The following is a 23,860-nucleotide window of genomic DNA, read 5'->3' on the forward strand; positions in this document are numbered from 1 at the left end:
ATGCCACAACCTCCTGGCCGATCGCGTTGCCCGCCGGGGGGGGTTGGCGACGACGGAGCCGGTACCGCGGCCTGTGCCGCGAGGCGGTCGCGGTCCCGGCCGTCCGGCCGCACGGTCAACCGGCGGCCGGCACGCGCCCTCCAGGGCGGGCGATGCCCCGGATGCCGAGTCCGCTGTCCGCGGTCACCATCGTGCCGGTCATCACGGCCGAGTCGGAGCGGGACGCCAGCAGGGTGAAGATGCCGCTGTAGGCGTCGATGCCCGGGATCTCCTGCAGCGGGAGCGCCTCCTTGGTTCCGTCGAGGACGGAGTCGGTCGCCGTCTGCCCGAGCGTGGCCGTACCCCTCAGGCGGGTGGGCGCGACACCTGGCCGCGGGGTCTCGGACGAGCGGACGCCCAGCATGACCGCCCCCGCTCGAAGCGCGGCGGTCTCGGTGTCGTAGCCCCGCTCGGACTTCGGCGACCATCCGCACCGCGCGGTTGCGCCCCTCAGCGGGATAGAGGGCGCCATGACTCGATCCTCTCCGAGCACGAATCTCCAGCAGGCCCGGGGCGGTTCAGCCAGCGAACCCCGGATCCGTGGGCGGCAGGCGCGGGTGCAGCTACGGTCCCAACCTTTTCCGTGACCTTCCTGGGTAGAGGGTAAGCATGGACGACGTGACAGGCGGGGAGGCGGGTCCCGAGATGAGCGAGCTGGGGGTGGCGGAGGTGGCGCGTCGGCTGGGCGTGGCGCCTTCCACGCTGCGCACCTGGGACCGCCAGTACGGCGTGGGCCCAACGGGCGGCGGCCCTGGCAGGCATCACCGCTATACCCAGGCCGACATTGCCCGGCTGGAAACCATGCAGCAGATGATCTCCGCAGGAGCGCCCCCGACGGAGGCCGCTGAAGCGGCCCTGCACACACCGCACGGACAGCACCGAGGACCGCAGAGCCACAGTGGCGCCGACAGCCACGATGATCTTGAGGGCCCTGCCACCGGGCACGGCGATCCGCAGGCCACGCGGATCAGAAACCTCGCGGATGCGGCGATGGCGATGGACGAGCTTGTGATGACCGGCATCGTGGAATCGGCTCTGCGGTACGAGGGCGTCACTGCGGCATGGGAACAGGTGGTCGTACCGGTGCTCGTCGACATAGGGAGCAAACATGCGGCCACCGGCAAGTACGTGGAAGTGGAGCATCTACTGTCGGCCGTAGTATCGCGCTGTCTACTTGCGGTTACGTCGCCTCAGGCGCAGTTCTCAGCCGGGCGGATTCGTAGTCCCGTGGTGCTGGCCTGCGCCCCAGAGGAGGAGCACGCTTTGCCGGTCCTCGTGCTGGCAGCCGCCTTGGCCGAGACCGGCGCGGCGAGACTCATGCTGGGTGCGCGGGTGCCTGCGTCGGCCCTGGCAGCCGCGGTAGCCCGTACCGGGGCGCACACGGTGTTCGTGTGGTCGCAGACCTCCGAGACCGGTGACCCGTCCTGGCTCACCGGCCTTCACGCCACGCACCCCGCACTGCAGGTGGTGGTCGGAGGCCCCGGCTGGAACCGTGACCGGCTCCCGCCCGAGGTGCCCTTCACGTCATCGGTGTCCGCGGCACTCGGGGCGTTGCTTGCAGCTGGCAACCACTGACCGCCGAATGCCCACCCACTGACCCAGCACCTAGGACGCATGTCCGCGTCGCTGGTAATGGTGTCGGCGGGCGGTGCGCTGGTGTCTTCGTCGCCAGTGTGAGCGGCGCAGCCGAGCACCGGACGCGTCCATCAGCTTCCGTTCGCGGCCACGCGTGGTGGCTGCTGGGCCTGCTTCCGGACCTGTGCCGGCGATGAGCCGACCACATGGCGGAACGCGTTCCTGAACGCGCTCTCGGACAGGTAGCCGCTCGCGCGTTAAGGCTCCGGCTCTTGGGACGCTGCCGTCAGGCGGGAGCGGCTGGGCCTTCGCGCTGTAATCAGGGGGTATCGGTAGGCGGTCAGTCGAAATAGTGCGCCAACCGGTCGGTTTACTCCGAAGGAGGGGCGGACAGCCTGGTCAGTGGATCCGAGTCATCGGGGGCCGGGTGCCACGGGGCGAGCAGCCGGTCCATAAGGACGTGAAGGTGCGCGCGGAATGACTCGACGACCTCTGGCTGAGCCGGGTCCTTCATCCCCTGAGAGCGGTCGAGAATTCCCGAGCCCAGGAAGCCGTGCACGCACCAGACCATGGTGCCGAGAAGGTAGTAGGTGTTGACGTCCGGCGGCACCGCGTCTTTTATCCTGCGGGCGGCAAGAAGGATCAGCGGCCGGGCGTACTGATCCTCCATGGTGGAGAAGTCGGCGGCGTCGGCCACCCACCGATGTGCCCACAGTGCGCGGTTCTGCGGGTTCGCCACGTGAAAATCGAGATAGGAGTCGACGATCTCGTGCACCGCTGACCGAGCGGAGTCCGATCGGGACACGGCCGCTTCCAACATTTCCCGTTCCGCCTCGAATGCCTGCCGCATGACCTCCTGGTAGAGAGCGCGCTTGTCTCCAGCCACCTCGGCGACAACTGCGGAGCCGACACCGAGGACGTCACTGATCAGCTGCAATGAGGTCCCGTCATAGCCGAGTTGCCCGAACAGGCGAGTGGCGACCTCAAGGACGTGTGAGCGCGCGATCTCATCTGACACAGTTTCAAGCTACGCATTGTTCGGTGAGGCAGAGCCTGCGCCAGGGCAAGGGCCCGGCACGAGAGGGCAAAGTCGACGTTGGGGCTTCCGTGACGAAACCTCGCATGAGGTCGTTGGCCATCGCATGGCCTGATCCGGGCAGGCCGCTATCGAGGGCGTCGAGGCAGCACGCCGTTCGGCCGAGGCCACTGAGCAGGCATAGACGGCTAAAACCGGGCGAAGTCTCCGCACTGGATCATCGTCACCGGGACGTGCGCACCCGCAAGACCGTCCTGGACCGTGGACGGCCCCTGCTCGCGGCGGTCGCCAGCCTTCCGGACGAGGACTTCGCGCGCCCGTCCGGCTGCGCCGAATCGCTCGTGCGGGACCTGATCTGGATGCGCTGCTGGTCGGCACGGGACGCCGGGCGCCGGCCGCCGCGGAGAGGGCCGAGCTGGGCGGTCTCGCCGCCCAGTCCCCTTCATTCTCGGCTGAGCAGGTCTCGACCGGCCTCGAACCGGCAGGTGGTAGCCAGGTGGTAGAGGCGGCGGCACTGTTCCGCGCTACTGCAACGCGGCGAGACCTTTCTGCAGGTCCTCGCGGTTCATCACCGGGTTGATCTCGATCTTCGCGCCCAGTTCCTGGAAAAGCGGCTCGGCGATGGCGGGTATCGCCGCGGCGTCCTGGAGATCGAAGACGAGGACGCAGCAGCGCCCGCCGTCGCCTGGGCCGAAGTACGCCGCCTCGGGATCGAGCCGGTCCATCAGTGACTTCACGATCTCCTGCAGCCTGCCGGTCTTGATCGCGCCGTTCGAGACCTGAGTGTCCATGACCGCTCTCAGCATGACTCTCATCGCGCTCTCCCCCGGGCGTCCGGGCCGGCGCGGCCCCCTCCACGCCTGCGTGAACCCGGTGCCGTCCCACCCAATCTCCCACCGGCGCCTAGCGGAAACACCCCCGAACACGTCCCCTGCGGACATCGTTATGGGAGATCGTTCGACTGCGGGAGGTCGGCCGTCGATGAGGTGGCCGATGGCCGTTCGAGTTGGTCCGTCGTCAAGTCCACCGCCCCGATCGCGTCGTCGTGCACTTGGACGTGCGCCAGCAGCCGCTCCCAGGTCTCGTCCGCGCTCCAGCGACGGACCCGCTGACCGAGTGCCTGCCACGGCCCGTGGCGTTCGGGCATGTCTCGCCGGTCCGAGCCGGTCCGGACCTTCCGCGAGATTTCCTCGACCCAGCAGCATCTCGACGGTCTCAGCAAGAGGAAACAGCAGAGGAAGTCGGCAAAGGCCTCGAAAGAGACGGTCAGAGATGCAAACCTGAAGCTGCTCTACTCAAGGTCGAGAAGCATGGGGTCAACTGATCTGAAGGAATGTCTCGCGCGATAGGAGATGATCGACCGCAAGGGCAGTTCGGCAGCACCGCAGACGTCCATTACGCGACGGAGTGCGGGGCCGAACTAGGACCAAAGAAAACGGGCTCTTTCAGGACCACCCGAAGGGCATGACCGCATAGAATATCAGCCAGATGACACAAAGAGCACACCGGACAGCCTTTTTGTCAAGGTATACCCCAACGGCACGGTCTACGCTTACCCGCTGACTCGGGAGGGACACACATGAACTTTCGGCTGCAAACCGGAAACCCTGAGACCTTGGAGGTAGGGTCGGCCGAAGACATGGCGGACGCAACAGGGCAGATGTATCTCATGGAAACCGAAGACGCCATCTTGTTCTGGAACCGGGTCCCCGTGCGACTCGCATATCGTTACGATATTCCCGCCCTGATTGATGACTTGGTCCCGCTGCTTGAAGAGGTCCAAAGCCCGGAGTTTTCCCAGGCACAGATCCACTGGGGATCCGACACGTTCTCCACCGAATGGACTATCGCACGCGATGGAGATTTCCTCAGAATCGATTCGCGCTGGGACAGCGTTCACGGAAGCTACGAATTTCTTCTCAACGAGAGAAGCCAATTGGCCGTAAGGATCGACTCCTTCGTGGCCGAGTGGCTGAAAGTACTACGCCGGATCACATCCGACCTCGTCATCCGCCATGTACGCCTGGAAGATGATGACATCGCGACCCGGGCGAAGACGTTGTCGTCGAAGTCGAACCGACCTTTAAGAGAGCAGACGTACATCCCTCCGGATACAAGGCCGAAGACTCAGCCGCGGTGAGCAGATGCTCCACCTCTCCGGCGACCGGCTGAGCCGACTCCGGAAGCGAGATACCAAGTGCAGACGTTCCCCTCGACTGCCAGCAACTCCTTCTCTGTCGCGGGATCGCGGATCTGTACCTCCGTCCCTTCGGCGGTGCGCCCGGTGGAGACCAGCCGCGCGCCTCCCGCGCGGACTGCGCTCCCGCAACGATGAGGGAGCCCAGCGGGCCGCCGGGGGCACCGCACCCCACGCAAGGCCTCAACGACACCGTCCACCATCGCACCCGTCTCGGCATCATGACGGTGCTGCACGAGATCGACCGTGCCGAGTTCGGGTATCTGCGCGGCACCCTGAACCTCACCGACGGCAACCTGTCCCGGCATCTACGGACGCTGGACGAGGCCGGCTATGTCGAGATCCACAAGGGCTACCACGGACGCCGTCCCCGGACCTGGCTCAGTTTGACCCCGAAGGGGTCACGTGCGCTGGCAGAGGAGTTGGCCGCCCTGCGCGATCTGGTCGCCCGGCTGGACGGCGTCGCGGACTCCACGGAGACGGCCGAAGGCCAATGATGAAGTCGGCTTCTCGAGACCTACGGCCGGTACTGCCGGCCGTGAACGACGGCGAACTCGGCTCAGGCGTCGCACGACGCGATCCCTGGGCCGATCGGTTGAAGCAGTCTTGATCCTTCCGGTTACCGGAGGCTTCAGGCCCGTCCGGACTCTCTGAGAGCCCGCTCCCATCTCGCCCATCGGCATGGCACTCCCGTACACCTAGGTGGTGAGGTGCTGGTGACCTTGCTGACGGAGCCGTTGGCCGGCTGCCGCCCGAACCCGTCGTGTCCTTCCTTGGCCGGCAAGGAGGGCAAGGGCATCGGGTGATGTCAGGATTTCGACGGCCTTTCGCTGGAACCAGTCGGATGCCGCGGTGACTTGACCAGGCGCCCATGGTTTGTCCTGGGCGATGGCAGCCAGCAGCGTCCATTCGGTCAGGCGGCGGGTGAGGAAGTCCCGCTCGCCGATGACGCCGGTCATGGTGTGGACCCAGCCGGGAAACCGTTCGTCGGTCAGCAGGAGGCGTGCCCGGTCCTCGATGTGGCGGGCCACTGCGGACTGTGCCATCGCCTGGTCGGGATCCTGCAGGATCTCGTTCACCAACGTGGGCTCATCGTCGGCGCCCACGGTGGCCAGGGCCCGCAGGTGGCAGGCGTAGCGGCGGTGCTCGTCCGGCTCGGCGGGGCCGTCAGTGGGGCTGCTCACGCGGCCGCTCCTTCAGGACGCTCGACAAGCCGACCGCGTTCGAAGCGCCCCCCGGCACGGATGAGGGCGACCACGCCCGCCGGGGCGTTCATCGCGCGCCGGCGGGCCTGGGCCGACTCCATCAGGTTGATCATGTGGCCCTCCTGGGTTCGCGGTGCGCTCAGTCTGCGCCATCTCCACGCAGGTCGCGTCATCGCCGACCCGGGGATCACCGGGGCCGCCTTGCCCGTGACGGTTGGACAGGCGCTCGACGAGGGTACGCAGCACCTTGGACGCCTGCAATGCCTGCTCGGCGCCGAGGGCGAGCAAGATCACGCGCGCAGCGACAGCTTGTGCCCCCGCCGCTCTCCTCCACCAGGTCCATCTCCCGTAGCAGCGACGCTATGCGGTACGCGACGGTACCGAGATGCCGATCGACTGTGCGATCTCCTCAAAGCCCAGCACCCGGGCGCCTCTCGGGGAACAACAGAAGATTCGCAGCGCCCGCCTGCGCTGTCAACGCCGCCTCACTGGCGCACAGGGCGGGCCAGTCGTCACAGACCAGTGGCCGATGGCCAGCGGCGCACCCCCCGCCACCAGACCGCTAATTAACCTTTTCATGGGTTTGTGTGGAGATTCAAGTCAATAGTGTGGATGGCCATCGGTCAGAGCACTCTGGGCGGCGACGCCGGGCGGGATGGTGATGGCTTCAGCGGCACCGAACGGGGCGACCAGATGGCAGCTGTCCAAGCCCCCCGCGGAGGCGACGAGCTTCGTTGGCCGACGACGAGAGTCGGCCGAGGTCAAGCGTCTGCTGTCCGTGTCCCGACTGGTGACGTTGACGGGCGCGGGTGGAGTCGGCAAGACCAGGTTGGCCGGTCGGACGGCCACGACCTTGGAGCGGGAGTTCCCCGACGGGGTGTGGATGGTCGAACTCGCCAACCTCGATGAGTCCGAACTCCTGACCACCACGCTCATGGAGGTGCTCAAGATCAGGGATTGGTCCGGCCGGCCGCCCCTGGAAGTGCTGATCGAAAATCTGCACGGCAAGCACATGCTGATTGTGTTGGACAATTGCGAACACCTTCACAACGCATGTGCGTTTCTGGCCGAGAACTTGCTGCGCTCGGCCTCGGGGTTGCGAATTCTCGCCACCAGCCAGCAGGTTCTGGGGATCGCCGGGGAACAGACCCTGCCCGTACCGCCACTGCCGCTGGACCAGCGGACTTCACCTGGGAACCCCACCACGGCGCGCGCCACGGAGGCGGCCGAGTTGTTCGCCGACCGCGCACGGGCAGTGCTGCCCGGGTTCACGCTCACCGAGGCCAACCGGGAGGCGGTGGAGTCGATCTGCCGGCGCCTGGACGGGTTGCCGCTGGCCATCGAGATGGCGGCGGCCCGCCTGCGCGGGCTCTCGGTGGAGGAGGTGCTGGAACGACTCGACGACCGCTTCCGGCTGCTCACCCGGGGATCACGGGCTGAACTGCCGCGGCACCAGACGCTGCAGGCGCTGATGGATTGGAGTCACCAACTGTGCGACCCCCAAGAACGCAGTGTGTGGGCAGGGATATCGGTCTTCAGCGGGGGTTGCGATCTGGAGGCCGTCGAGGAGGTGTGTTCGGGCGAGGGGGTCGAGCGAGCGGACGTCGTCGACGTGGTCGCCGCGCTGGTGGAGAAGTCGATCGTCAGCCGCGAGGAGCAGGCGGGCAGGGTCCGGTATCGGCTGCTGGAGACGCTCCGGCAGTACGGCCGGGAACGGCTGGCCGAATCCGGGCGAGAGGCCGAGTTGAGACGCCGCCACCGCGACTACTACCGGAAGCTGGCGACCAAGGCGAATGCCAGCCTGTTCGGGCCTGACCAGGTCGCATGGCTGGGCAAACTCCAAGTGGAGCACAGCAACCTGCGCGCCGCCCTGGAGCACTACCTGTCCGACCGCTCCGGCGGCCGCGCGGCACTCGGCATGGTCGCCGACCTGCTCTACCACTGGATCACCAGCTACTACTTGACCGAAGGAAGGCACTGGACCGACCGGGCACTGGGTCGCGCCCCCGCTGCCGACGAGCCTCGCGCCCGGGCCCTGTGGTGCGCCGGCTGGCTGGCGATCATCCAGGGCGACCTCGACACCGCGGCCGCGATGCTGGAGGAGAGCAAGGCGATCGGAGAGCGGTTCGGTCTCGAGCACGTGCTCGGCTATGTGGCCGTGTTCTCCGGAATGGTCGCGATGGGTCGTCAGGATGTGAAGACGGCGATCCTCCTGTACCAGGAGGGCATCGACCGGCACACCCTCACGGGCGACCCGGTCGGCCACGTACTCGCCCTGGTTCGCCTCTCGCTCGCCTATTCCTATCTGGGCCGGACGGCGGCCGCCGTCTCCCTCGGCGAAGAAGGGCTCGCCATTTGCGACGCCCACGGGGAGACCTGGCATCGGTCGTACACGATGATGGCCCTGGGGGTCGAGAGATGGCTGGAAGGCGACACGGCCCGCGCAACCGCGCTGGAGCAGGACAGCCTGCGCGCTAACCGCTCCCTGGAAGATCCTTTCGGTATGGGCCTCAACTTGGAGGTCTTGGCCTGGGTGGACGCCACCGAGGGGCGGCATGCGCGAGCGGCGAGCTTCCTGGGAATCGCCCAGGCCCTGTGGAAGGCACTCGGCGCTCCCCTCTCCGGGTACGGGCACCTGGTGCGATACCACGACGCCTGCGAGGAAGAAGTCCGCCTCGCACTCGGCTCTTCGAGATTCCTCAAGGAGTTGCGCCGCGGGCTGGAGATGCCCCTCGAGGAAGGGGTCGCCTATGCCCTGGGCGAGTCTTCGGCCACGGGCACCGAGAGCAGTGCTCCCGGCACGTCCTCGCCCCTGACCCCGCGGGAGACCCAGATCGCCGGCCTGGTGGCGGAGGGAGGGAGCAACAAGGAGATCGCCACCTGGTTGGTGATCTCGACGCGCACCGTCGAAGGGCACATCGAGCACATCATGGACAAACTCGGCTTCACCTCCCGCGTCCAGATCGCGTCCTGGGTCTGGAGGCATGGGCGGGGAGACGAGGCGGGCCCTGCCAGATGAGGCCCGAAAAAGCGAAGCCGACTCGGTCCGCGAGGGCCGTCCGCGGAGCTTCACGAGCGGCAGTGATGGTCACGCAAGCATGGGTCAGCATCCGACGGTGGTCACAGTGCCGTTCGTGTGCACGATACGGGCACGCAACTCCCGGGCCTCCAGCCAGGTGATGGCAGCGTCTCCCAAGGAGAGGGCGGCGATGCTGGCGGTCTTGGCGGCGACGCAGCGAAGACCGAAGACCGATACCGCATGCCAGGGCTGACCATTGGCCGGCAGCGACCGCGCCGGTACCTGCCCGGACTCACGGGCCTGCGCCGCCAGGACGGAGGTGGCCAGTCCGCCAGGCGTCCGCAGCACGAGGCTCATGCCGCGGGAAGCTCCCTCGTCCCGCTCACGGCGACCGTTGATCACCTGCACCGGCCAGCCCGAGACGGGCACCGGTCCCGCGGTCGCGAAGCTGCCCGGAAGGCAGACGCAGACTCCGCATCCGGCCGGCCCGGCCGCGGATTCGGCGGCCCTGTCGGCGGCGAACGCCTGCGCGATGCCCCACAGGTCGAGAATCGTCCCCGGGGGCGTCATCACCGTGCCGGGCGGTTCGTCGATCACGACCGTCCGGTCTCCGGCGGGAGTGGCGCCCACGACGGGATCGACGAGCCCTTCCGTCAGGTCGAACGCGTGGAGCGCCGTCCAGAGGACCGCCAGGAAGGTGGCGCTGACCCTCACGGGAGCGCCGCTGGCGGCGTTGACACGCGCAAGATCCGAACCCTCCCGGACGAACGCGGCATCGATGTCGGCGACCACCGAGTCGACAGCACGCCGGGCCGCGTCGAGACACTCGGGCTTCTCGACCATCACGGTGGCCGAGGAACCCCACAGGGGGAAGTCGTCCCTACCGAAACTCATCGAACCGCTCCAAAGATCTAGAACATGGCAACTGACTCCGCCGTAGGAGCCGACTCATGTCCAGCATGCTCAGCGGGCCCGAACAACCGGCAGGGGGAAAACCCCCATATCACCCAAACCGCCACCAGAGGTCTATGGAGAGGTTTTGCGTAGGTCTGAGACCCCAACAACTCCGACGCTCCCGATCGCATCAAGAGAGGAGGGTTCCTCGCGCACTTCACGGCGAAGGCTAGCTTCGACGTCCTCGTCTCGCTCTAGGACGCCGCCGGGCGGCCCTTCCCAGTGGCCGCTGTATCAGGGGCCTGGCCAGCGTCATCGACGACAACGCCAGCGGCCACGCTGACGTCGATGGGCAGCGCGGTGCCAGCGACGTAACTCGCCAGCCCTGGGATCGGTTACCAGTGAGAGGTCACCGCATGGCCCGCACGCCGACGACCAGTGTGGCCAGTACCGACTCGAACAGCGCGTCGGGAGATTCGTGCGCCGACTCGGCCGCCAGGCGTCCCAGAGTTCGGCGCCGCCACCTGAAGCACGGTGATGGACCAGGCGCGCAGCTCCCGGCAGTAGGCCCGCAGGCTCTCGGACCACCGGGCGGGGTCCAACCGGGGGGCTGCGGCCGGTCGCTCTGGGTCACCGCCACCATCTCCGCGAACAGGTCGCGGCGGTCGGCGACGTAGTTGTAGAGCGCGCGCGGCAACACCTGAAGGCGGGCGCTGACGGCGCGCACCGTGACCCGGCCGGGCCCGCCTCGCCCAGGATCTCCAAGGCCGCTGGGGCGATTCGCTCCCTGGTCAGCGTGGGTCGCCCCTGCGGAACTCCGGTCGTCTGCGAGTCCCGGGTGCAGTACGGCGATGTCATTCTTGCCGCCGGGCCCATCACCAAGGCCGAACGCTTCGCCGAGCGCCTCTGAGAAACCCGCTGGGTTCACCTACTCGATCCGCGTGATCGATCGGGCGGCAAGCCGACGGGTCAGGTCAGCTGGTCAGAAAGTCGGTGATGGCGGCGGTGATGGCGGGGTAGTCGTCGCCGAGCCAGATCATGTGGCTGGGTGCCGTACTGGTGATCAGACGAGCCTCAAGGATGGCGCCGGCCAGGGACGCGGCGTGGGCGTAAGGGACCGCCCCGTCGTCCCTGGCGGCGATGACGAGGGTGGGTTGACGCAGCCGCGCGGCATGCGCGGCCAGGGCGGCGAGATGGTGCGGTGCGGTCATGGTGCGAATGTCGTTGCCGAATCCCGCGCCGGAGCGCATCCGACCGAACAACTCCAGCAACGCGGCACGTTGCGCGGTGCTGAGGGCGGTGAGCAGTTCAGTGATCGGACGGCGGGTCAGGCCGGCCAGCAGCAGTCTCAGGCCCAGGCCGGGAGCGCGGCGCATCAGTAAGTGGAGCAGTGCCCAGGTGACCGGTTCGGCCCGGGGGTGGAAGACGATGCCTGCGCCTGCCCTGGTGCGTCGGTCCGGCCAGGGCAGTAGCCCGACCGCGCTTTCCAGAATGAGGCGTTCGACCAGGTCAGGACGGCAGGCCGCCAGCGTCACCGCGGTGGGGCCGCCTGCCGATTGTCCGACAGCGGCGCTCAGGGAGACGATGCCGAGTCTGCGGCACAGGTCGCCGATCACAGCGGCGAACTGATCGGGTGCGGCGCCGGTGGCCAGCGGGGTACGTCCGTAGCCCGGACGGGAGACGGCCAACACGGTACATCCGGCGCCGGCGAACACCTCCTCACCCAACGGCAGCCCGGCGCGCATGTGCCCGCCGTGCAGCATCAGCACCACGCGCGGGCCGCGCTCCTCCAGCCTGTACTCCACCGGCCCGGCAGGAAGGACCATCATCTTCGTCGCTCGCTCCATGAGCTTCTCCCGCTCGGTGGTCAAAGGCTGGATACCGTGACCAACGGCCCTGCGGGACGGTGCCAGGAGAGGCGGGCCAGCCTGCGGCCGTCCCCTCGTCCCGAAGAAGCCGTCAGGCGCCGCGTCCGCTGCGCCAACGTTCGATCAAGGCAGGCATCTCGCGGAACATGAACCCGTAGAAGTCACGCATCTCCTGTAGCCGCCGAGCCGCGTGACTGCCGTCCCCAGCGGCGGCGATGCCCCGGTCGGCCGCCTCGAACATCGCCTGGACCATGCCGTTCTGGGACGACATCAGGGTGGCCCAGGCGCCCTCGCGCACCCGGTAGTGCTCGCGCCGGCTGCCCGGCGCCGGGACACGTTCGATGAGTCCGACGGTGGACAGCATCTTGATCGCCCCGGACACGGCGCCGGAGCTGATGCCCAGTCGCTCGGCCAACTCGGGTGCGGTGATGCTGTCCTGGTCGGCGAACATGAACGCCGCCAGGACCCGCGCGGTGGCCTTCTGCAGGCCGCCCTGGGCCAGCACCAGCGCCAGGTGCTCGGCCGCCTCGGTGGTGTCCGCCAACCTCGTCCCCTCTCCGGATTTCTCGGAATCGAATCCTAACAGCTCCGAAGCTTCAAAATTCTCTGAACGTTCTGATAGTTTCTCCCTCGTGAACACGGCGATCGAGCTCACCGAGCTCACCAAGACCTACGGCACCCGCCGCGGCCTGCGCGGCCTCACCCTCCAGGTACGGGCCGGGGAGGTGTTCGGCTACCTGGGCCCCAACGGGGCCGGGAAGTCCACCACCATCCGGCTGCTGCTGGACCTGATCCGGCCCACCTCTGGCGCCGCCCGCGTGCTGGGCCTGGATCCGCGCGCCAACGCGGTCGAACTGCACCGCCGCATCGGCTACCTGGCCGGCGACTTCGTCGTGGACGGCCGGCAGAAGGCCGGCGAGTGCCTGACGTTCCTGGGCAACCTGCGCGGCGGCGTCTCCCCGCACCGGATCGCGGCGCTGGCCGATCGGCTGGAGCTGGACCTGTCCGCCCGTATCAAGACCCTGTCCAAGGGGAACCGGCAGAAGGTCGGCCTGGTCCAGGCGTTCATGCACCAGCCCGAGCTCCTCGTCCTGGACGAGCCGACCTCCGGCCTGGACCCCCTGGTGCAGCAGACCTTCCTGGACATGGTGGCCGAGGCGCGAGCCGACGGGCAGACGGTGTTCATGTCCAGCCACATCATGAGCGAGGTCGAGGCGGTCGCCGACCGCGTCGCCATCATCCGCGACGGCGCGCTGGTCGCCCTGGACACCGTCGCCGAACTGCGCGCCCGCTCCTTCCTGACCGTGCGGATCACCTTCGCCGACCCGGTCCGAGCCGAGGACTTCGCCGCCCTGCCCGGCGTCACCCAAGTGACCACCGACGGCCCCACGCTCAGCTGCCGCGTCGACGGCTCCCCCGACGCACTGGTCAAGGCCGCGGCCCGGCACACGGTTACCGCTCTGCGCGCCGACACCCAGGATCTGGAAGAGCTCTTCCACGCCTACTACACCGGCGCTCCCAGCGCCGCCTGACCCATCCCCCGCCACCGCGTCCCCGAAAGGGCGGCACCATGACCACCCCCGTCCCCGGCATTTCCGGCCCGGCCCGCGCCTTCAGCGGCTCGATCTTCACCAAGACCCTGTACGACAACCGCCGCGTCTTCACCGCCTGGGCCGCCGCCACCGGACTGCTGGCGATGATGTACGGCAGCTTCTACCCGCAGATCTCCGCCGACTCCGTGGCGAGCGTCCCCGAATCCATGCGGGGCTTCGGCCTCAATGACGTCTCCAGCGCCGCCGGCTATCTCCAGGGCGCCGTGTTCGGCCTCCTCGTCCCCCTCTTGGCCACCTTCTACGGTGCCGCCACCGGGGCCCGAATGATCTCCGCCGACGAGGAGTCCGGCTACCTGGACCTCCTGCTGGCCCACCCCGTCGGCCGCATCCGCCTGTTGCTGCACCGCTTCGCCGCCCTGGCCACCGGCGCCGCCGTCATCGCCGCCGCAGTGCTGGCCGCGATGACGGCCATCCGCTCCAGTGCCGGCCTGGACGCCATCGGCCTCGGCCACTTCACCGCCCAGGCGATCAACCTGGCCCTGCTCGCCACCGTGTTCGGCGCACTCGCCACCGGTCTCGGCGCCGCCACACGCAAGAGCCGCCCCACCGTCTTCGGCATCACCGCCGGGGCCGGCGTCGCCGCCTACGCCCTGCACGGCTTCGCCCCGCAGATCGGCGCCACCTGGCTCCGCGATCTGACCCCGTACCAGTACTACATCGGCGGCGAGCCGCTGAAGAACGGCTTCCAGTTCGCTGACACCGCGATCCTGGCCGCGGCCGCGGCCGTCCTCGTCATCGCTGGAGCCTGGCGGTTCACCCACCGCGACCTCGGCTGATCCTGGTCCGGCCGCGGTCGTCCGGAAGCGGACTCCTAGACTGCGGTCGCTCCGGGCAGGAGCCGGTCGAGGAGGTGCGCGACGGTGATGACACCGATCATCGGGGCGTCGGTGCGGTCGGGTGCGCCGCTGACCGCGCCGACGGGGCTGCGACTGGCCGCCATGACGCTGGCGATCTCCATGGCGGTGGCGTTGGCGTCGACTGCGGGCAGCGCCGTCCGCTCCTCCGCGAGGAGGTCGGCGACGGCCTTCCCGGCGAGCTTGCAACGACGGCCTCGTCCTGCCGTTCGTGAAGCTCGCCGCCCTGGTGGTGTTCGGTGCGCTGTTGTCCCCCGCGTTCCTCGGCGACGTCGGCTGGACGGGCTGGGCCTTCGCCGTCCTCGCCCTCGTGGTCGCCCGGCCGGTGGGGATCTGGGTGTCGTTCCTGCGCTCCGGGCTGACCGCGCGTGAGCAGGCGGCGATGGTGTGGTTCGGCCCCAAGGGCTTCGCCTCGGTCGTCTACGGGCTGCTGGTCCTGGAGTCCGGCATCCCGGCCGGCGAGAAGATCTTCCACCTCGCCGGCGTCACCATCACCCTGTCGATCCTCGCCCACGCCTCCACCGACATCGTCGTCGCCCGCGGCTTCGACGACGGCTGCTGGACAACGTCCCCACCGTGCTGCTTGTCGCCCCGGTCACTTTCCTGGTCTGCGAACGACTTGCCCTGAAGGTCGTCCGTACCTGATCGCCGAGGTGATGGCCTCCAGCATCGGCGGCACCGCCACGCTGGTCGGCGACCCGCCCAACATCATCATCATCGTCGGCCGCGGCGACCTGTCGTTCAACGACTTCCTGGTCAACCTGGCCCCGCTCATCGCCAGCGCACCTCAGGGAAGATCGAGTCCGTTGCGATCTCCCACATTCACTGCCCGCGCTGCCACGACCGCACTAATCCACGGTAGCCGGAGGCACCAGGCCCGTACGGACTCTCTGAGAAGCCGCTCCCATCTTGTCGTCGGGCCTGTCACTCCCCTCGCGCATCGCATGCTCTATGTGTACGTGGCTGGCTTCAAGGCCTCTCTGTCAGCCTCTGGGAAGACATGGGGATGGCGCCTTGGGCGCTTGCCCTCGTGCTGGAATTACGGCGGGCACTGAGCTTCTGACAACAACGACGCCGCCAACCGGACGTCCGAGAACAGCCATGACAGTCGCGGCGCCCACCAAGCCGGATGTTAGGCGGGGGGCGGGTTCTCGGAATATTGGCGGTCTGGTGGCGGGGCGCAGGAACCGCGCTGGACGAGTTGGGCGCCGACGCGGTAGGTGCGGCTGTTCCGGGCGGGGGGGACTTTGCCGCGGCCGCGTTCCAGTTGCTGGAGGAGAAGGTCCATGGCGAGTTCGCCCAGTTCCCGGGCGCCATTGTCGACGACGGTGACAGGCGGGTGCCACCAGCGGAGCCAGCTGATGTCCTCGTAGCAGACGAGGGAGAGGTCGTCCGGGACGCGGACGCCGGCGGCCACGAGCGCGGGCAGGACGCCGAAGACGGCCTCGTGGTTGGCCGCGAGGAGGGCGGTCATCTCCGGGGCGCGGCACAGCAGCCGGTCGGTCGCGTCGGAGCCGAAGGCCGGTTCGAACGGGCCGCGCTCGACCAGCCGCTCGTCCACCTGGAGGCCGCGCTCGCGCAGGGCCTGCTCGTATCCCGCGAACCGCTCCTGGCCGGAGTTCGTGTCGGGCGGCCCGCCGATGTAGCCGATGTGGCGGTGGCCGAGGTCCAGCAGGTGCCGGGTCGCCTCGTGGGCGCCGTCGCGGTCGGCCGCGAGGACGGTCGGGGCGGCGCTCTCGGCCGCGCCGCGGATGAGGTTGACCACGGCGGTGCCGCCCGCCAGCAGGGCGTTGGAGGCGGCGGCGTTGGAACCGGTGCCGATCAGGATGAGGCCGTCCACGCCGTGCTCGCCGAGCGTCCTGAGGATGGTCTCCTCGCGGCGCGGGTCGGCGTCGGTGATGTAGAGCATCATCTGGTAGTCCTCGGCCGCGGCGCGGCGTTGGACGACCTCGGCGACGGTGTGGAACGAGGCGTTCACCAGGTTGCCGACGACGAGCCCGATCAGGTGCGATTGCCGGGACCGCAGCGAGCTGGCCGCGCGGTTCGGCCGGTAGCCGAGGCGCCGGGCGGTGTCCTCGACGAGGGCGCGCGTCTCGGCGGCGATCAGGGACGAGCCGCTCAGCGCCCGGGAGGCGGTGCTGCGTGAGACGCCTGCGGCGGCGGCCACGTCCTTCAGGGTGACGCTCATCGTGCTCCGTCTCTGCAATCGATCCCACTAGCGCACTCATCATGCCACAGGAGGGTGGGCGAGGTCGGAGCAACAAAAAGCTAGAAGGCGACTCTTGACACATGAGTTACCGCTGCCGCAACCTTGTGCAACCGATCCCAGCGGGATGAGCTCTACAGACTCGGGGAAAGATCTTGGATCGCGACGACGTCTCATGGCACGGCTACTGGCCGGCGGCGCCCACGCCGTTCACCGCGGATGGCGCGCTGGACGAGGACGCCTGGCGCGCGCTGCTGCGGCTGTACGTGCGGCAGGGCGTGCACGGCGTGCTGGTCAACGGCAGCACCGGCGAGTGGTTCAGCCAGAGCCCCGCCGAGCGCCGGCGGGTCGCCGAGATCGCCGTCACCGAGGTGGCCGGCCGGGTTCCCGTGGTCGTCGGCGTCACCGCGTACACCCCGGCCGAGGCGATCGGGCTGGCCAGGCACGCCGCCGACGCGGGGGCCGACGGCGTGCTCGCCACCCCGCCGCCCTACGTCCACCCCGGCCCGGAGGAGCTCCTGGCGTTCTTCGCCGAGGTCAGCGCGGCCACGGACCTGCCGTTCATGGTCTACAACTGGCCGCGCGGCGTCGCCGTCGACATGGGCGACCACCCGGATCTGGTCCGGCGGCTGGCCGACCTGCCCCGGGTCGCCGCGATCAAGGACAGCACCGGGGATTGGCTCCGGATGCTCGCGACGGTCGAGGCGGTCGCCGACCGCGTCCGGGTCTTCGGCAGCTTCCTGCACCGCCGCGGCCTGGCCGTCCTGCTGGAACTCGGCGGCGACGGCAACATCGACGGCGGCGGGCTCGGCGCCCCGTTCGCCGTCCCCTACTACGAGGCCGTCGCCCGGCGCGACGGCGCGGCTGCCCGCACCTGGGCCGACCGCTACACCTGCCTGTCGGGACGGCTCATCCGCCCCGACTACAGCGGCGTGTTCGGCTCGCCGATCGCCCAGCTCAAGGGGGCCATGTCCCTGCTCGGGCAGCCGGGCGGGCACGTCCGCCCACCGCTGCGGCCGGTCACCGGCACCGCGCTGGAGGCGATCGGCGCGGTCCTGGAGGAGTCCGGCCTGGCGGACACCCTCGCGCCGGAGCGGGGCGCGGTCGGGGCGCGGCCATGAGCACCGGCACCCGGATCACCATCGACGGGGAACCCGTGGACGCCGCCGCGGGCGCGTCCCTGACGGCCGTGTTCGTGGCCGACGGGCGCTGGCGGCTGCGCGACAACCCGGTCAGCGGGGAGCCGCGCGGGCCGTTCTGCGGGATGGGCGTGTGCTTCGAGTGCGAGGTCACCGTCGACGGGCGGCCCGGTGTGCGGGCGTGCCTGACCAGGGTCCTGCCCGGCATGGCGGTCGAGACGGGGGCGCCATGACGACCACCGCGTGCGACGTGCTGATCGTGGGCGGTGGCCCGGCCGGGCTGTCGGCCGCGGCAAGGCTGGCCGCCGCCGGGCTCGCCGTGACCCTCGTCGACGAGCAGCCCGAACTCGGCGGCCAGTACTACCGCAGCCCGTCGCCCGCCGTGCTGCGCGAGCACGGAGATCACCGCCCGGAGGGCGGCCGGCTCGTCGCGCGCGTCCGGAGCCTCGGCGTCGACTGCCGGACGGGCCATCTGGTCTGGGGGGTCGACGACGACGGGCGGACACTCCTCGGTACCGGCCCGGACGGCTCCCCCGTCCGGCTGCGCGGACGCCACGTGATCGTGGCCACCGGCGCCTACGAGCGGACCCACCCGTTCCCCGGCTGGCAGCTCCCCAGCGTCACGACGCCCGGCTTCGCCCAGCACCTGGCCGCCGCCGACGGCACCTCGCCGGGCCGGCGGGTGCTGGTCGCCGGGTCGGGCCCCTTCCTGCTGCCCGTCGCCTGCTCCCTGCTCGCCGCCGGCGCCGACGTGGTCGGCGTCGCGGAGGCCGGGCACCCCTACCGGCCGTCGCTGCGGGCGGCAACGGCACTGCGGCATCCCGCCCGGCTCCGCGAACTGGCGGGATACGCGGCGCGGCTGGCCCGCGCGCGCGTTCCGCTCTGGCAGGGGCGCGTCGTGAGCAGGGCGTCCGGGGCCGACCGCGTCTCGTCGGCCACGCTCGCCGCCACCGCCGATCCGGGACGGCCGCTGCGGACCGTGGACGTCGACGCCCTCTGCGTCGGGTACGGGTTCCGGCCGCAGACCGACCTGGCCCGCCTGCTCGGCTGCGAGATCCGCGCCGACGCGGTGACCGGCGACGCCGAGCCCGTCACCGACGCCTTCGGCCGCACGAGCCGGCCCGGCGTGTACGTGGCCGGCGAGGCGGCCGGCGTCGGCGGCGTCCACCGGGCCCTGGTCCGCGGCGCGACGGCCGCCGCGCACATCCTCCTCCGCGAGGGGAGCCCCGCAGCCCCCGGCCCCCGGGAGATCGCCCGGCTCGCCGCGCGGGGCCGCGCCCTCACCCGGTTCACCGCGCTCAGCGACGCCCTGTACCCGAGCCAGGCCGAGCTGCGGAAGGCGCTGGCGGCCACTTTGGACGACGACACGATCGTGTGCCGCTGCGAAGCGGTCACCGCCGCCGCCGTGCGCTCAGCCGCCGCCGAGCGGGCGGGCGGCGACCTGAACGCCGCCAAGTCGTGGTCGCGCGCCGGGATGGGCCCCTGCCAGGGCCGCTTCTGCGGGTTCGCCGTCGCCGGCCTCGTCCGCGACGCCGCCGGCGACGCGGCGGACGGCGCGGCGCGGTGCGGTGTCCCGGTCTTCCCGGCCCGCCAGCCCATCCGCCCCGTGCCCGTCGAGACGCTGCTCGCGCTCGGCGAGCAGGACGGGGGCGACGGATGAGCGCGCTGACCGCCGACGTGGTCGTGATCGGAGCCGGGGTACTGGGCGGCGCGGCCGCCTTCCATCTCGCCCGCGGCGGGCACCGGGTGATCGTCCTGGACCGCGGCGCTCCGGGCCGGGAGGGATCGGGCACGACAGCGGGTAACCTGCACGTCCAGGCCGTCCACACCCGGCGGCCCGGGCAGGAGGTCCCGCTTGACAGTGCCCGGTTCCTGCCCCTCCAACGCGCCGCGAGCGACCGGTGGAACTCGGTCGAGGCGGAACTGGAGACCTCGGTGGAACTGCGCCGCAGCGGCGGTTTCACCATCGCCGAGACGCCCGAACAGCGTGCCGAGCTGATCGCCAAGCACGCCTGGGAGGATCGGGCCGGGATCCGCACCGAGGTCCTGGACGGCGACGGGGCCCGCGCCGCGCTGCCGCTGCTCGGCCCCACCGTCACCGCGGCCACCTGGTGTCCGCTGGACGGGTACGCCAACCCGCTGCTGACGACCCCCGCCTACCTGGCGGCGGCGGTGCGGCACGGAGCCCGGTTGCACCCGTTCTGCCCGGTCCGCGCCGTGGAACGTTCCGGATCGGGCTGGCGGGTCACTGCCGGGGACCTCACCGTCGAGGCCCCGCACGTGGTCGACGTGGCCGGGCCCTGGCTCGGGGAGATCGCCGCGCTGGCGGGGATCGGCCTGCGGATGACGCCCGTCGCCATCCAGATGCATGTGACCGTGCGGCTGCCCGAGACGCTGCGGCACCTCGTCCAGCACATCGGCGAGGGCCTGTCGGTCAAGCAGGTCACCGCGGGGAACCTGCTGATCGGGGGCGGCTGGCCCGCCCTGCGGCTGGAACCCGACGGCCGGAGCCCGGTCAGCCTGTCCAGCGTCCTCGGCAACGTCGCCCAGGCCGCCCGTGTCCTGCCGTTCGTGCGGGACCTGCGCCTGCTGCGGACGTGGGCTGGTCCCCTGGCCGCCACGCCGGATGAGATGCCGGTGATCGGGGAGGTGCCGGGCGCGCCCGGCTTCCTAGTCGCGGGCGGAACCTACGCCTTCACGTTCGCCCCGCTGTGGGGCGAGACCCTGCGCTGCCTGGTCGAGGGAAAGCCGACCCCGGTCGACATCCGCGACCTCGGGCCCGACCGGCTCCTGGAGCCCGCCGCGCCCGCCGCGCCTTACGAGGAGGCCCGATGAGAAAGGAGACAGCGGTGCCGACAACGACCACCGCGCGGCGGCCCGTGCCGCGGGAGGGGACCCTCTGGCTGACCGGCGGGCACGTCGTCGACGTGCTCGGCGGGACGGTCCGCCGCAACGCCAACGTCGCGGTCGCGGCGGGCCGGATCGAGAAGATCACCACCGAGGCGCCGGAGCCGGGCGCCCAGCGCGTCGATCTCGGCGGCCGGTACCTGCTGCCCGGCCTGATCTCGGTGCACACGCACCTGTCGGTCGTGTACCCGTTCTCGGCCACCGACGAGGCCGAGAGCCCCGGCCTGACCGCGATGCGAGCCCTGTCACGGGCGCAGGACGCGCTGCACGCGGGCGTCACGTCGATCCGCTGCGTCCACGAGCAGAACCGCGCCGACCTGCTCGTCCGCACCGGCGTCGAGCAGGGCTGGGTGGACGCGCCCCGCATCATCGGCGCGGGCCGCGCCGTCTCCACCACCGGCGGCCACGGCCACGGCTCCGCCTGCTCCTACGCCGACGGCCACGACGGCTTCCTGCGCGCGGCGCGCACGGAACTGGCCGCGGGCGCGGACCTGATCAAGGTGTTCATCACCGGCGGCATCGCGCACGAGGGCGAGTCGTTCACCGGCGCCCAGATGACGCTGGAGGAGATGCGGGGGGTGGTCCGGGCCGCGGAGGAGCACGGCACCTACGTCACCGCGCACGCGGGGTCGGGGTCGGCGATCCGGGAGGCGCTCGCCGCCGGGGTCCGCGGCTACGAGCACGCGTACGAGTTGGACGACGCCACCGCGAAGGAGATGGCCGAGCGGCGCGTCTTCCTCACTCCCACCCTGTGCGTCACCCGCTGCCCCGACTGGATGGCCGAGCACTCCTTCAGCGAGTGGCAGATCCAGCGCGCCCTGGAGGTCGGCCCCGGCCACCTCGCCAGCATCCGCCGGGCGGTCGCCGCGGGCATCGCAGACCCGCGCGACCCGGGCGCGCCCGGGATCACCATGCTCGCCGGCACGGACTACCCGCCGGGCGAGCCCATCGAGGACACCGTCGTCGCCGTCCGCGAGATGGAGTTCCTCACCGAGGCCGGGCTGAGCCCGGAACAGGCGCTGCGCGCCGGCACCAGCGACGCCGCCCGGCTCGTCGGCCTGCACGGCAAGGCCGGGGCGGTCGAGGAGGGCCTGCTCGCCGACCTGATCGTCACCGACCGCGACCCGCTGTCGGACCTGTCCGCGCTGCGCCGCATCCCCTTCGTCATGCAGGGCGGACGCGTCGTCCGCGACGACCTGCCCGCCGCGCCGGCCGGACGGGCCGCCGCCGACGCCCCCGGAGGCACCCTGTGACGTCCTCGCCCCGTACCCGGCTCGCGGTCGACATCGGCGGCACGTTCGTCGACGCCATCGCCTACGACGAGGCGACCGGCGAGCTGCGGCTGCACAAGGCCCCGACCACCCCGGACGCCCCCGCGCGGGGTGTCCTGGACGCCGTCGGCGGGCTCGCCGGCCGGCTGGACGACGTCGAGGCGTTCGTGCACGGCACCACGCTCGGGCTCAACGCCATCCTGCAGCGCCGCGGTGCCGACGTCGGGATCATCACCAACGCCGGGTTCCGGGACCTGCTGGAGATCGCCCGCGCCAATGTGCCCAGCCAGCACATGTACGACTTCGCCTACGCGCCGCCGCCGCCGCTCGTCCCGCGCCGGCACCGCACGGGAGTGCCCGGCAGGATCGACGCCCAGGGCGCCGAGGTGGAGCCGCTCGACGAGGACGCCGTCCGCGAGGCGGGCCGGATCCTGGTCGAGGAGCACGGGCTGCGCTCCCTCGCCGTCTGCTTCCTGCACTCCTACGCCGAGCCCGCGCACGAGCGGCGCGCGGCGCAGATCCTGCGCGACGCCCACCCGGACGTGTCGATCTCGGTGTCGACCGACATCAGCCGGGAGTACCGGGAGTACGAGCGGACGAGCACCGCGACCCTGGACGCCTACATCCGGCCCGTCCTCAGCGACTACATCGGGGCCCTGGAGGGGCGCCTCGGCGACGCCGGGCTCAGCCGCCCGCTGCACATCATGCGGTCGGGCGGCGGCGCGATGACCGCCGAGCTGGCCCGCCGCGCGCCGCTGATGACGGTCCTGTCGGGTCCGGCGGGGGGCGTGGTCGGCGCCTCGTTCCTGGCGCGCGAGCTCGGCCGGGACAAGCTGATCTCGTTCGACGTCGGCGGCACCAGCGTGGACTGCTGCGTGATCGAGGACGGCTCCCCCGGCGAGGTGCACGAGGCCGCGATCGACGGCTTCCCGCTGCTCATCCCGATCTTCGACATCCGCACGGTAGGCGCGGGCGGCGGCTCCATCGCCTGGATGGACCACGGGCTGCTCAAGGTCGGGCCGCAGAGCGCCGGCGCGGTGCCCGGCCCCGTCGCCTACGGGGCCGGCGGCACCGAGCCGACCGTGACCGACGCCGCGCTGGTGCTCGGGTACCTCGATCCGGCCGCGTTCCTCGGCGGCGACATGAGCATCGACGCGGACGCGGCCCGCGCCGCCGTGGCGGACAGGCTCGCCCGCCCGCTCGGCGTCGGGGTGACCGAGGCCGCCGCGAGCGTCCTGCGCGTCCTGCTCGCCCGGACGGTCGGCGCGCTCCGCGAGATCACGGTCGAGCGGGCCCTGGACCCCCGCGAATTCGCGCTGCTGGCGTTCGGCGGCGCCGGCCCGCTGCTCGGCCCGATGCTGGCCCGCGAGATGGGCATCACCGAGACCGTCGTCCCGCAGGTCCCGGCAGCGTTCTCGGCGTTCGGGATGCTCATGTCGGACCTGGAGTACGAGTTCGCCACCACCGTGCTCAAGCCGCTCAGCGACGCCACCCTCGCCGAGTTGGAACCGGCCTTCGCCGATCTGGAGAACCAGGGCGAGGAGGTGCTGTCGCTCCAAGGCGTCAAGCCGGAGGACCGCACCCTCGTCCGCCGCCTGGACGTCCGCTACCACGGTCAGGAGCACACGCTGGCCATCGACCTGCGGCCCGGGGACGACGCCGCCGCGATCCTCGACCGGTTCCACGAGCTGCACCGCGCACGCTACGGGCACGCCATGCCGGACGGCGGGCAGATCCTCACGCTGCGGGTGCGGGCGGTGGGCGTCCTGCCGAAGCCCGGCCTGCGCAGGCTCTCCGGCAGCGGCTCCGGCACGCCCGACCCCGCCGGGAGCCGCCCCGCCTTCGACGTCGCCACCGGCGAGACCGTGCCGTTCCCCGTCTACGAGCGGCAGGCCCTCGCGCCCGGCCACGCGGTGCCGGGGCCCGCGATCGTCGAGGAGGGCACCTCCACCACCGTGATCTTCAGTGACCAGCGGCTCACCGTGGACGTCCACGGCCACCTGCTGGTGAGCAGCCCGGAGACGGCCCAGTGAGCCA

The 23,860-nt window shown here is 70.6% G+C and carries 25 protein-coding genes and 1 pseudogene; 14 read left to right on the top strand and 12 right to left on the bottom strand.

Features of this window, described 5'->3' with window-relative positions; genetic code table 11:
• Positions 1-115: 115 nt before the first annotated feature.
• On the bottom strand, positions 116-511 hold the full coding sequence (locus tag BKA00_RS38260; protein ID WP_221493124.1) for a hypothetical protein: 396 nt from the start codon (positions 509-511) through the stop codon (positions 116-118).
• A gap of 137 nt (positions 512-648) precedes the next feature.
• On the opposite strand from BKA00_RS38260, the gene BKA00_RS12420 reads away from it, so the two are divergent.
• On the top strand, positions 649-1,614 hold the full coding sequence (locus BKA00_RS12420) for a MerR family transcriptional regulator (protein WP_185025046.1): 966 nt from the start codon (positions 649-651) through the stop codon (positions 1,612-1,614).
• A 370-nt stretch (positions 1,615-1,984) separates the two neighbouring features.
• On the opposite strand, the gene BKA00_RS12425 is transcribed toward BKA00_RS12420, so the two are convergent.
• The 3 genes from BKA00_RS12425 to BKA00_RS38825 form a co-directional block, all read right to left on the bottom strand.
• Entirely contained in the window at positions 1,985-2,632 is a 648-nt protein-coding gene (locus BKA00_RS12425; RefSeq protein WP_185025047.1) for a TetR/AcrR family transcriptional regulator, read from the bottom strand.
• 542 nt (positions 2,633-3,174) lie between these two features.
• Positions 3,175-3,465: a DUF3303 family protein gene (locus BKA00_RS12430; protein WP_185025048.1), complete on the bottom strand. Its 291-nt coding sequence runs from the start codon at positions 3,463-3,465 to the stop codon at positions 3,175-3,177.
• Positions 3,466-3,593: 128 nt separating this feature from the next.
• Positions 3,594-3,872, bottom strand: coding sequence for a transposase (locus BKA00_RS38825; RefSeq protein ID WP_185025049.1), 279 nt, complete (start codon positions 3,870-3,872; stop codon positions 3,594-3,596).
• Between the two features lie 357 nt (positions 3,873-4,229).
• Here BKA00_RS38825 and BKA00_RS12440 point away from each other — a divergent pair, with 357 nt between their 5' ends.
• Positions 4,230-4,790, top strand: a complete 561-nt coding sequence (locus BKA00_RS12440) for a hypothetical protein (RefSeq protein ID WP_185025050.1) — start codon at positions 4,230-4,232, stop codon at positions 4,788-4,790.
• A 191-nt stretch (positions 4,791-4,981) separates the two neighbouring features.
• A complete protein-coding gene (locus BKA00_RS12445) occupies positions 4,982-5,344 on the top strand; it encodes a winged helix-turn-helix domain-containing protein (RefSeq protein WP_185025051.1) in 363 nt (120 codons plus the stop codon).
• A 201-nt stretch (positions 5,345-5,545) separates the two neighbouring features.
• Here BKA00_RS12445 and BKA00_RS12450 read toward each other — a convergent pair whose 3' ends face one another.
• Both BKA00_RS12450 and BKA00_RS12455 read right to left on the bottom strand, forming a co-directional pair.
• A complete protein-coding gene (locus BKA00_RS12450) occupies positions 5,546-6,031 on the bottom strand; it encodes a hypothetical protein (protein WP_185025052.1) in 486 nt (161 codons plus the stop codon).
• Positions 6,028-6,165, bottom strand: coding sequence for a hypothetical protein (locus tag BKA00_RS12455; RefSeq protein WP_221493125.1), 138 nt, complete (start codon positions 6,163-6,165; stop codon positions 6,028-6,030). Before BKA00_RS12455 ends, BKA00_RS12450 begins: the two co-directional genes overlap by 4 nt.
• A 548-nt stretch (positions 6,166-6,713) precedes the next feature.
• Between BKA00_RS12455 and BKA00_RS12460 the strand changes: the two genes are divergently transcribed.
• Positions 6,714-9,071, top strand: coding sequence for a LuxR C-terminal-related transcriptional regulator (locus tag BKA00_RS12460; RefSeq protein WP_185025053.1), 2,358 nt, complete (start codon positions 6,714-6,716; stop codon positions 9,069-9,071).
• A gap of 84 nt (positions 9,072-9,155) precedes the next feature.
• Here BKA00_RS12460 and BKA00_RS12465 read toward each other — a convergent pair whose 3' ends face one another.
• The 4 genes and pseudogenes from BKA00_RS12465 to BKA00_RS12480 form a co-directional block, all read right to left on the bottom strand.
• Complete coding sequence (locus tag BKA00_RS12465) at positions 9,156-9,914, bottom strand: FAD:protein FMN transferase (RefSeq protein ID WP_230299012.1); 759 nt, start codon at positions 9,912-9,914, stop codon at positions 9,156-9,158.
• Between the two features lie 183 nt (positions 9,915-10,097).
• Positions 10,098-10,196 (bottom strand): annotated as a pseudogene (locus BKA00_RS38830) (hypothetical protein); the annotation flags it as partial.
• Between the two features lie 743 nt (positions 10,197-10,939).
• Positions 10,940-11,836 carry an alpha/beta fold hydrolase gene (locus BKA00_RS12475; RefSeq protein ID WP_230299000.1) on the bottom strand — a complete coding sequence of 299 codons (897 nt, stop codon included), beginning with the start codon at positions 11,834-11,836 and terminating at the stop codon, positions 10,940-10,942.
• A gap of 88 nt (positions 11,837-11,924) precedes the next feature.
• A complete protein-coding gene (locus BKA00_RS12480) occupies positions 11,925-12,377 on the bottom strand; it encodes a GbsR/MarR family transcriptional regulator (RefSeq protein WP_185025055.1) in 453 nt (150 codons plus the stop codon).
• 88 nt (positions 12,378-12,465) lie between these two features.
• On the opposite strand from BKA00_RS12480, the gene BKA00_RS12485 reads away from it, so the two are divergent.
• Positions 12,466-13,365, top strand: a complete 900-nt coding sequence (locus BKA00_RS12485; RefSeq protein ID WP_230298999.1) for an ABC transporter ATP-binding protein — start codon at positions 12,466-12,468, stop codon at positions 13,363-13,365.
• 38 nt (positions 13,366-13,403) lie between these two features.
• Positions 13,404-14,222 (top strand): ABC transporter permease subunit, encoded by an 819-nt coding sequence (locus tag BKA00_RS12490; protein ID WP_185025057.1) that lies wholly within the window; start codon positions 13,404-13,406, stop codon positions 14,220-14,222.
• Positions 14,223-14,257: 35 nt separating this feature from the next.
• On the opposite strand, the gene BKA00_RS12495 is transcribed toward BKA00_RS12490, so the two are convergent.
• Positions 14,258-14,404, bottom strand: coding sequence for a CBS domain-containing protein (locus BKA00_RS12495; RefSeq protein ID WP_185025058.1), 147 nt, complete (start codon positions 14,402-14,404; stop codon positions 14,258-14,260).
• A gap of 107 nt (positions 14,405-14,511) precedes the next feature.
• Here BKA00_RS12495 and BKA00_RS12500 point away from each other — a divergent pair, with 107 nt between their 5' ends.
• Both BKA00_RS12500 and BKA00_RS40400 read left to right on the top strand, forming a co-directional pair.
• The gene (locus BKA00_RS12500) at positions 14,512-14,928 is read left to right on the top strand and encodes a cation:proton antiporter domain-containing protein (protein ID WP_230298998.1); all 417 of its coding nucleotides are present in this window, start codon (positions 14,512-14,514) and stop codon (positions 14,926-14,928) included.
• 28 nt (positions 14,929-14,956) lie between these two features.
• A complete protein-coding gene (locus BKA00_RS40400; protein WP_338072117.1) occupies positions 14,957-15,355 on the top strand; it encodes an SLC13 family permease in 399 nt (132 codons plus the stop codon).
• Between the two features lie 77 nt (positions 15,356-15,432).
• On the opposite strand, the gene BKA00_RS12505 is transcribed toward BKA00_RS40400, so the two are convergent.
• Entirely contained in the window at positions 15,433-16,488 is a 1,056-nt protein-coding gene (locus tag BKA00_RS12505; RefSeq protein WP_185025059.1) for a LacI family DNA-binding transcriptional regulator, read from the bottom strand.
• 173 nt (positions 16,489-16,661) lie between these two features.
• Here BKA00_RS12505 and BKA00_RS12510 point away from each other — a divergent pair, with 173 nt between their 5' ends.
• Genes BKA00_RS12510 through BKA00_RS38835 form a run of 6 tightly spaced genes read left to right on the top strand, consistent with a single transcriptional unit; the run spans position 16,662 to position 23,856 of the window.
• Entirely contained in the window at positions 16,662-17,627 is a 966-nt protein-coding gene (locus BKA00_RS12510) for a dihydrodipicolinate synthase family protein (RefSeq protein ID WP_185025060.1), read from the top strand.
• On the top strand, positions 17,624-17,878 hold the full coding sequence (locus BKA00_RS12515) for a (2Fe-2S)-binding protein (protein ID WP_185025061.1): 255 nt from the start codon (positions 17,624-17,626) through the stop codon (positions 17,876-17,878). The genes BKA00_RS12510 and BKA00_RS12515 overlap by 4 nt, the downstream gene beginning before the upstream one ends.
• Positions 17,875-19,305, top strand: coding sequence for an FAD-dependent oxidoreductase (locus tag BKA00_RS12520; RefSeq protein ID WP_185025062.1), 1,431 nt, complete (start codon positions 17,875-17,877; stop codon positions 19,303-19,305). Before BKA00_RS12515 ends, BKA00_RS12520 begins: the two co-directional genes overlap by 4 nt.
• Positions 19,302-20,480: an NAD(P)/FAD-dependent oxidoreductase gene (locus BKA00_RS12525; protein ID WP_185025063.1), complete on the top strand. Its 1,179-nt coding sequence runs from the start codon at positions 19,302-19,304 to the stop codon at positions 20,478-20,480. Before BKA00_RS12520 ends, BKA00_RS12525 begins: the two co-directional genes overlap by 4 nt.
• Before the next feature lie 14 nt (positions 20,481-20,494).
• On the top strand, positions 20,495-21,805 hold the full coding sequence (locus tag BKA00_RS12530; RefSeq protein WP_185025064.1) for an amidohydrolase family protein: 1,311 nt from the start codon (positions 20,495-20,497) through the stop codon (positions 21,803-21,805).
• Entirely contained in the window at positions 21,802-23,856 is a 2,055-nt protein-coding gene (locus BKA00_RS38835) for a hydantoinase/oxoprolinase family protein (protein WP_185025065.1), read from the top strand. Before BKA00_RS12530 ends, BKA00_RS38835 begins: the two co-directional genes overlap by 4 nt.
• Positions 23,857-23,860 lie beyond the last annotated feature (4 nt).

It is taken from the genome of Actinomadura coerulea (genome assembly GCF_014208105.1).
Classification (GTDB): domain Bacteria; phylum Actinomycetota; class Actinomycetes; order Streptosporangiales; family Streptosporangiaceae; genus Spirillospora; species Spirillospora coerulea.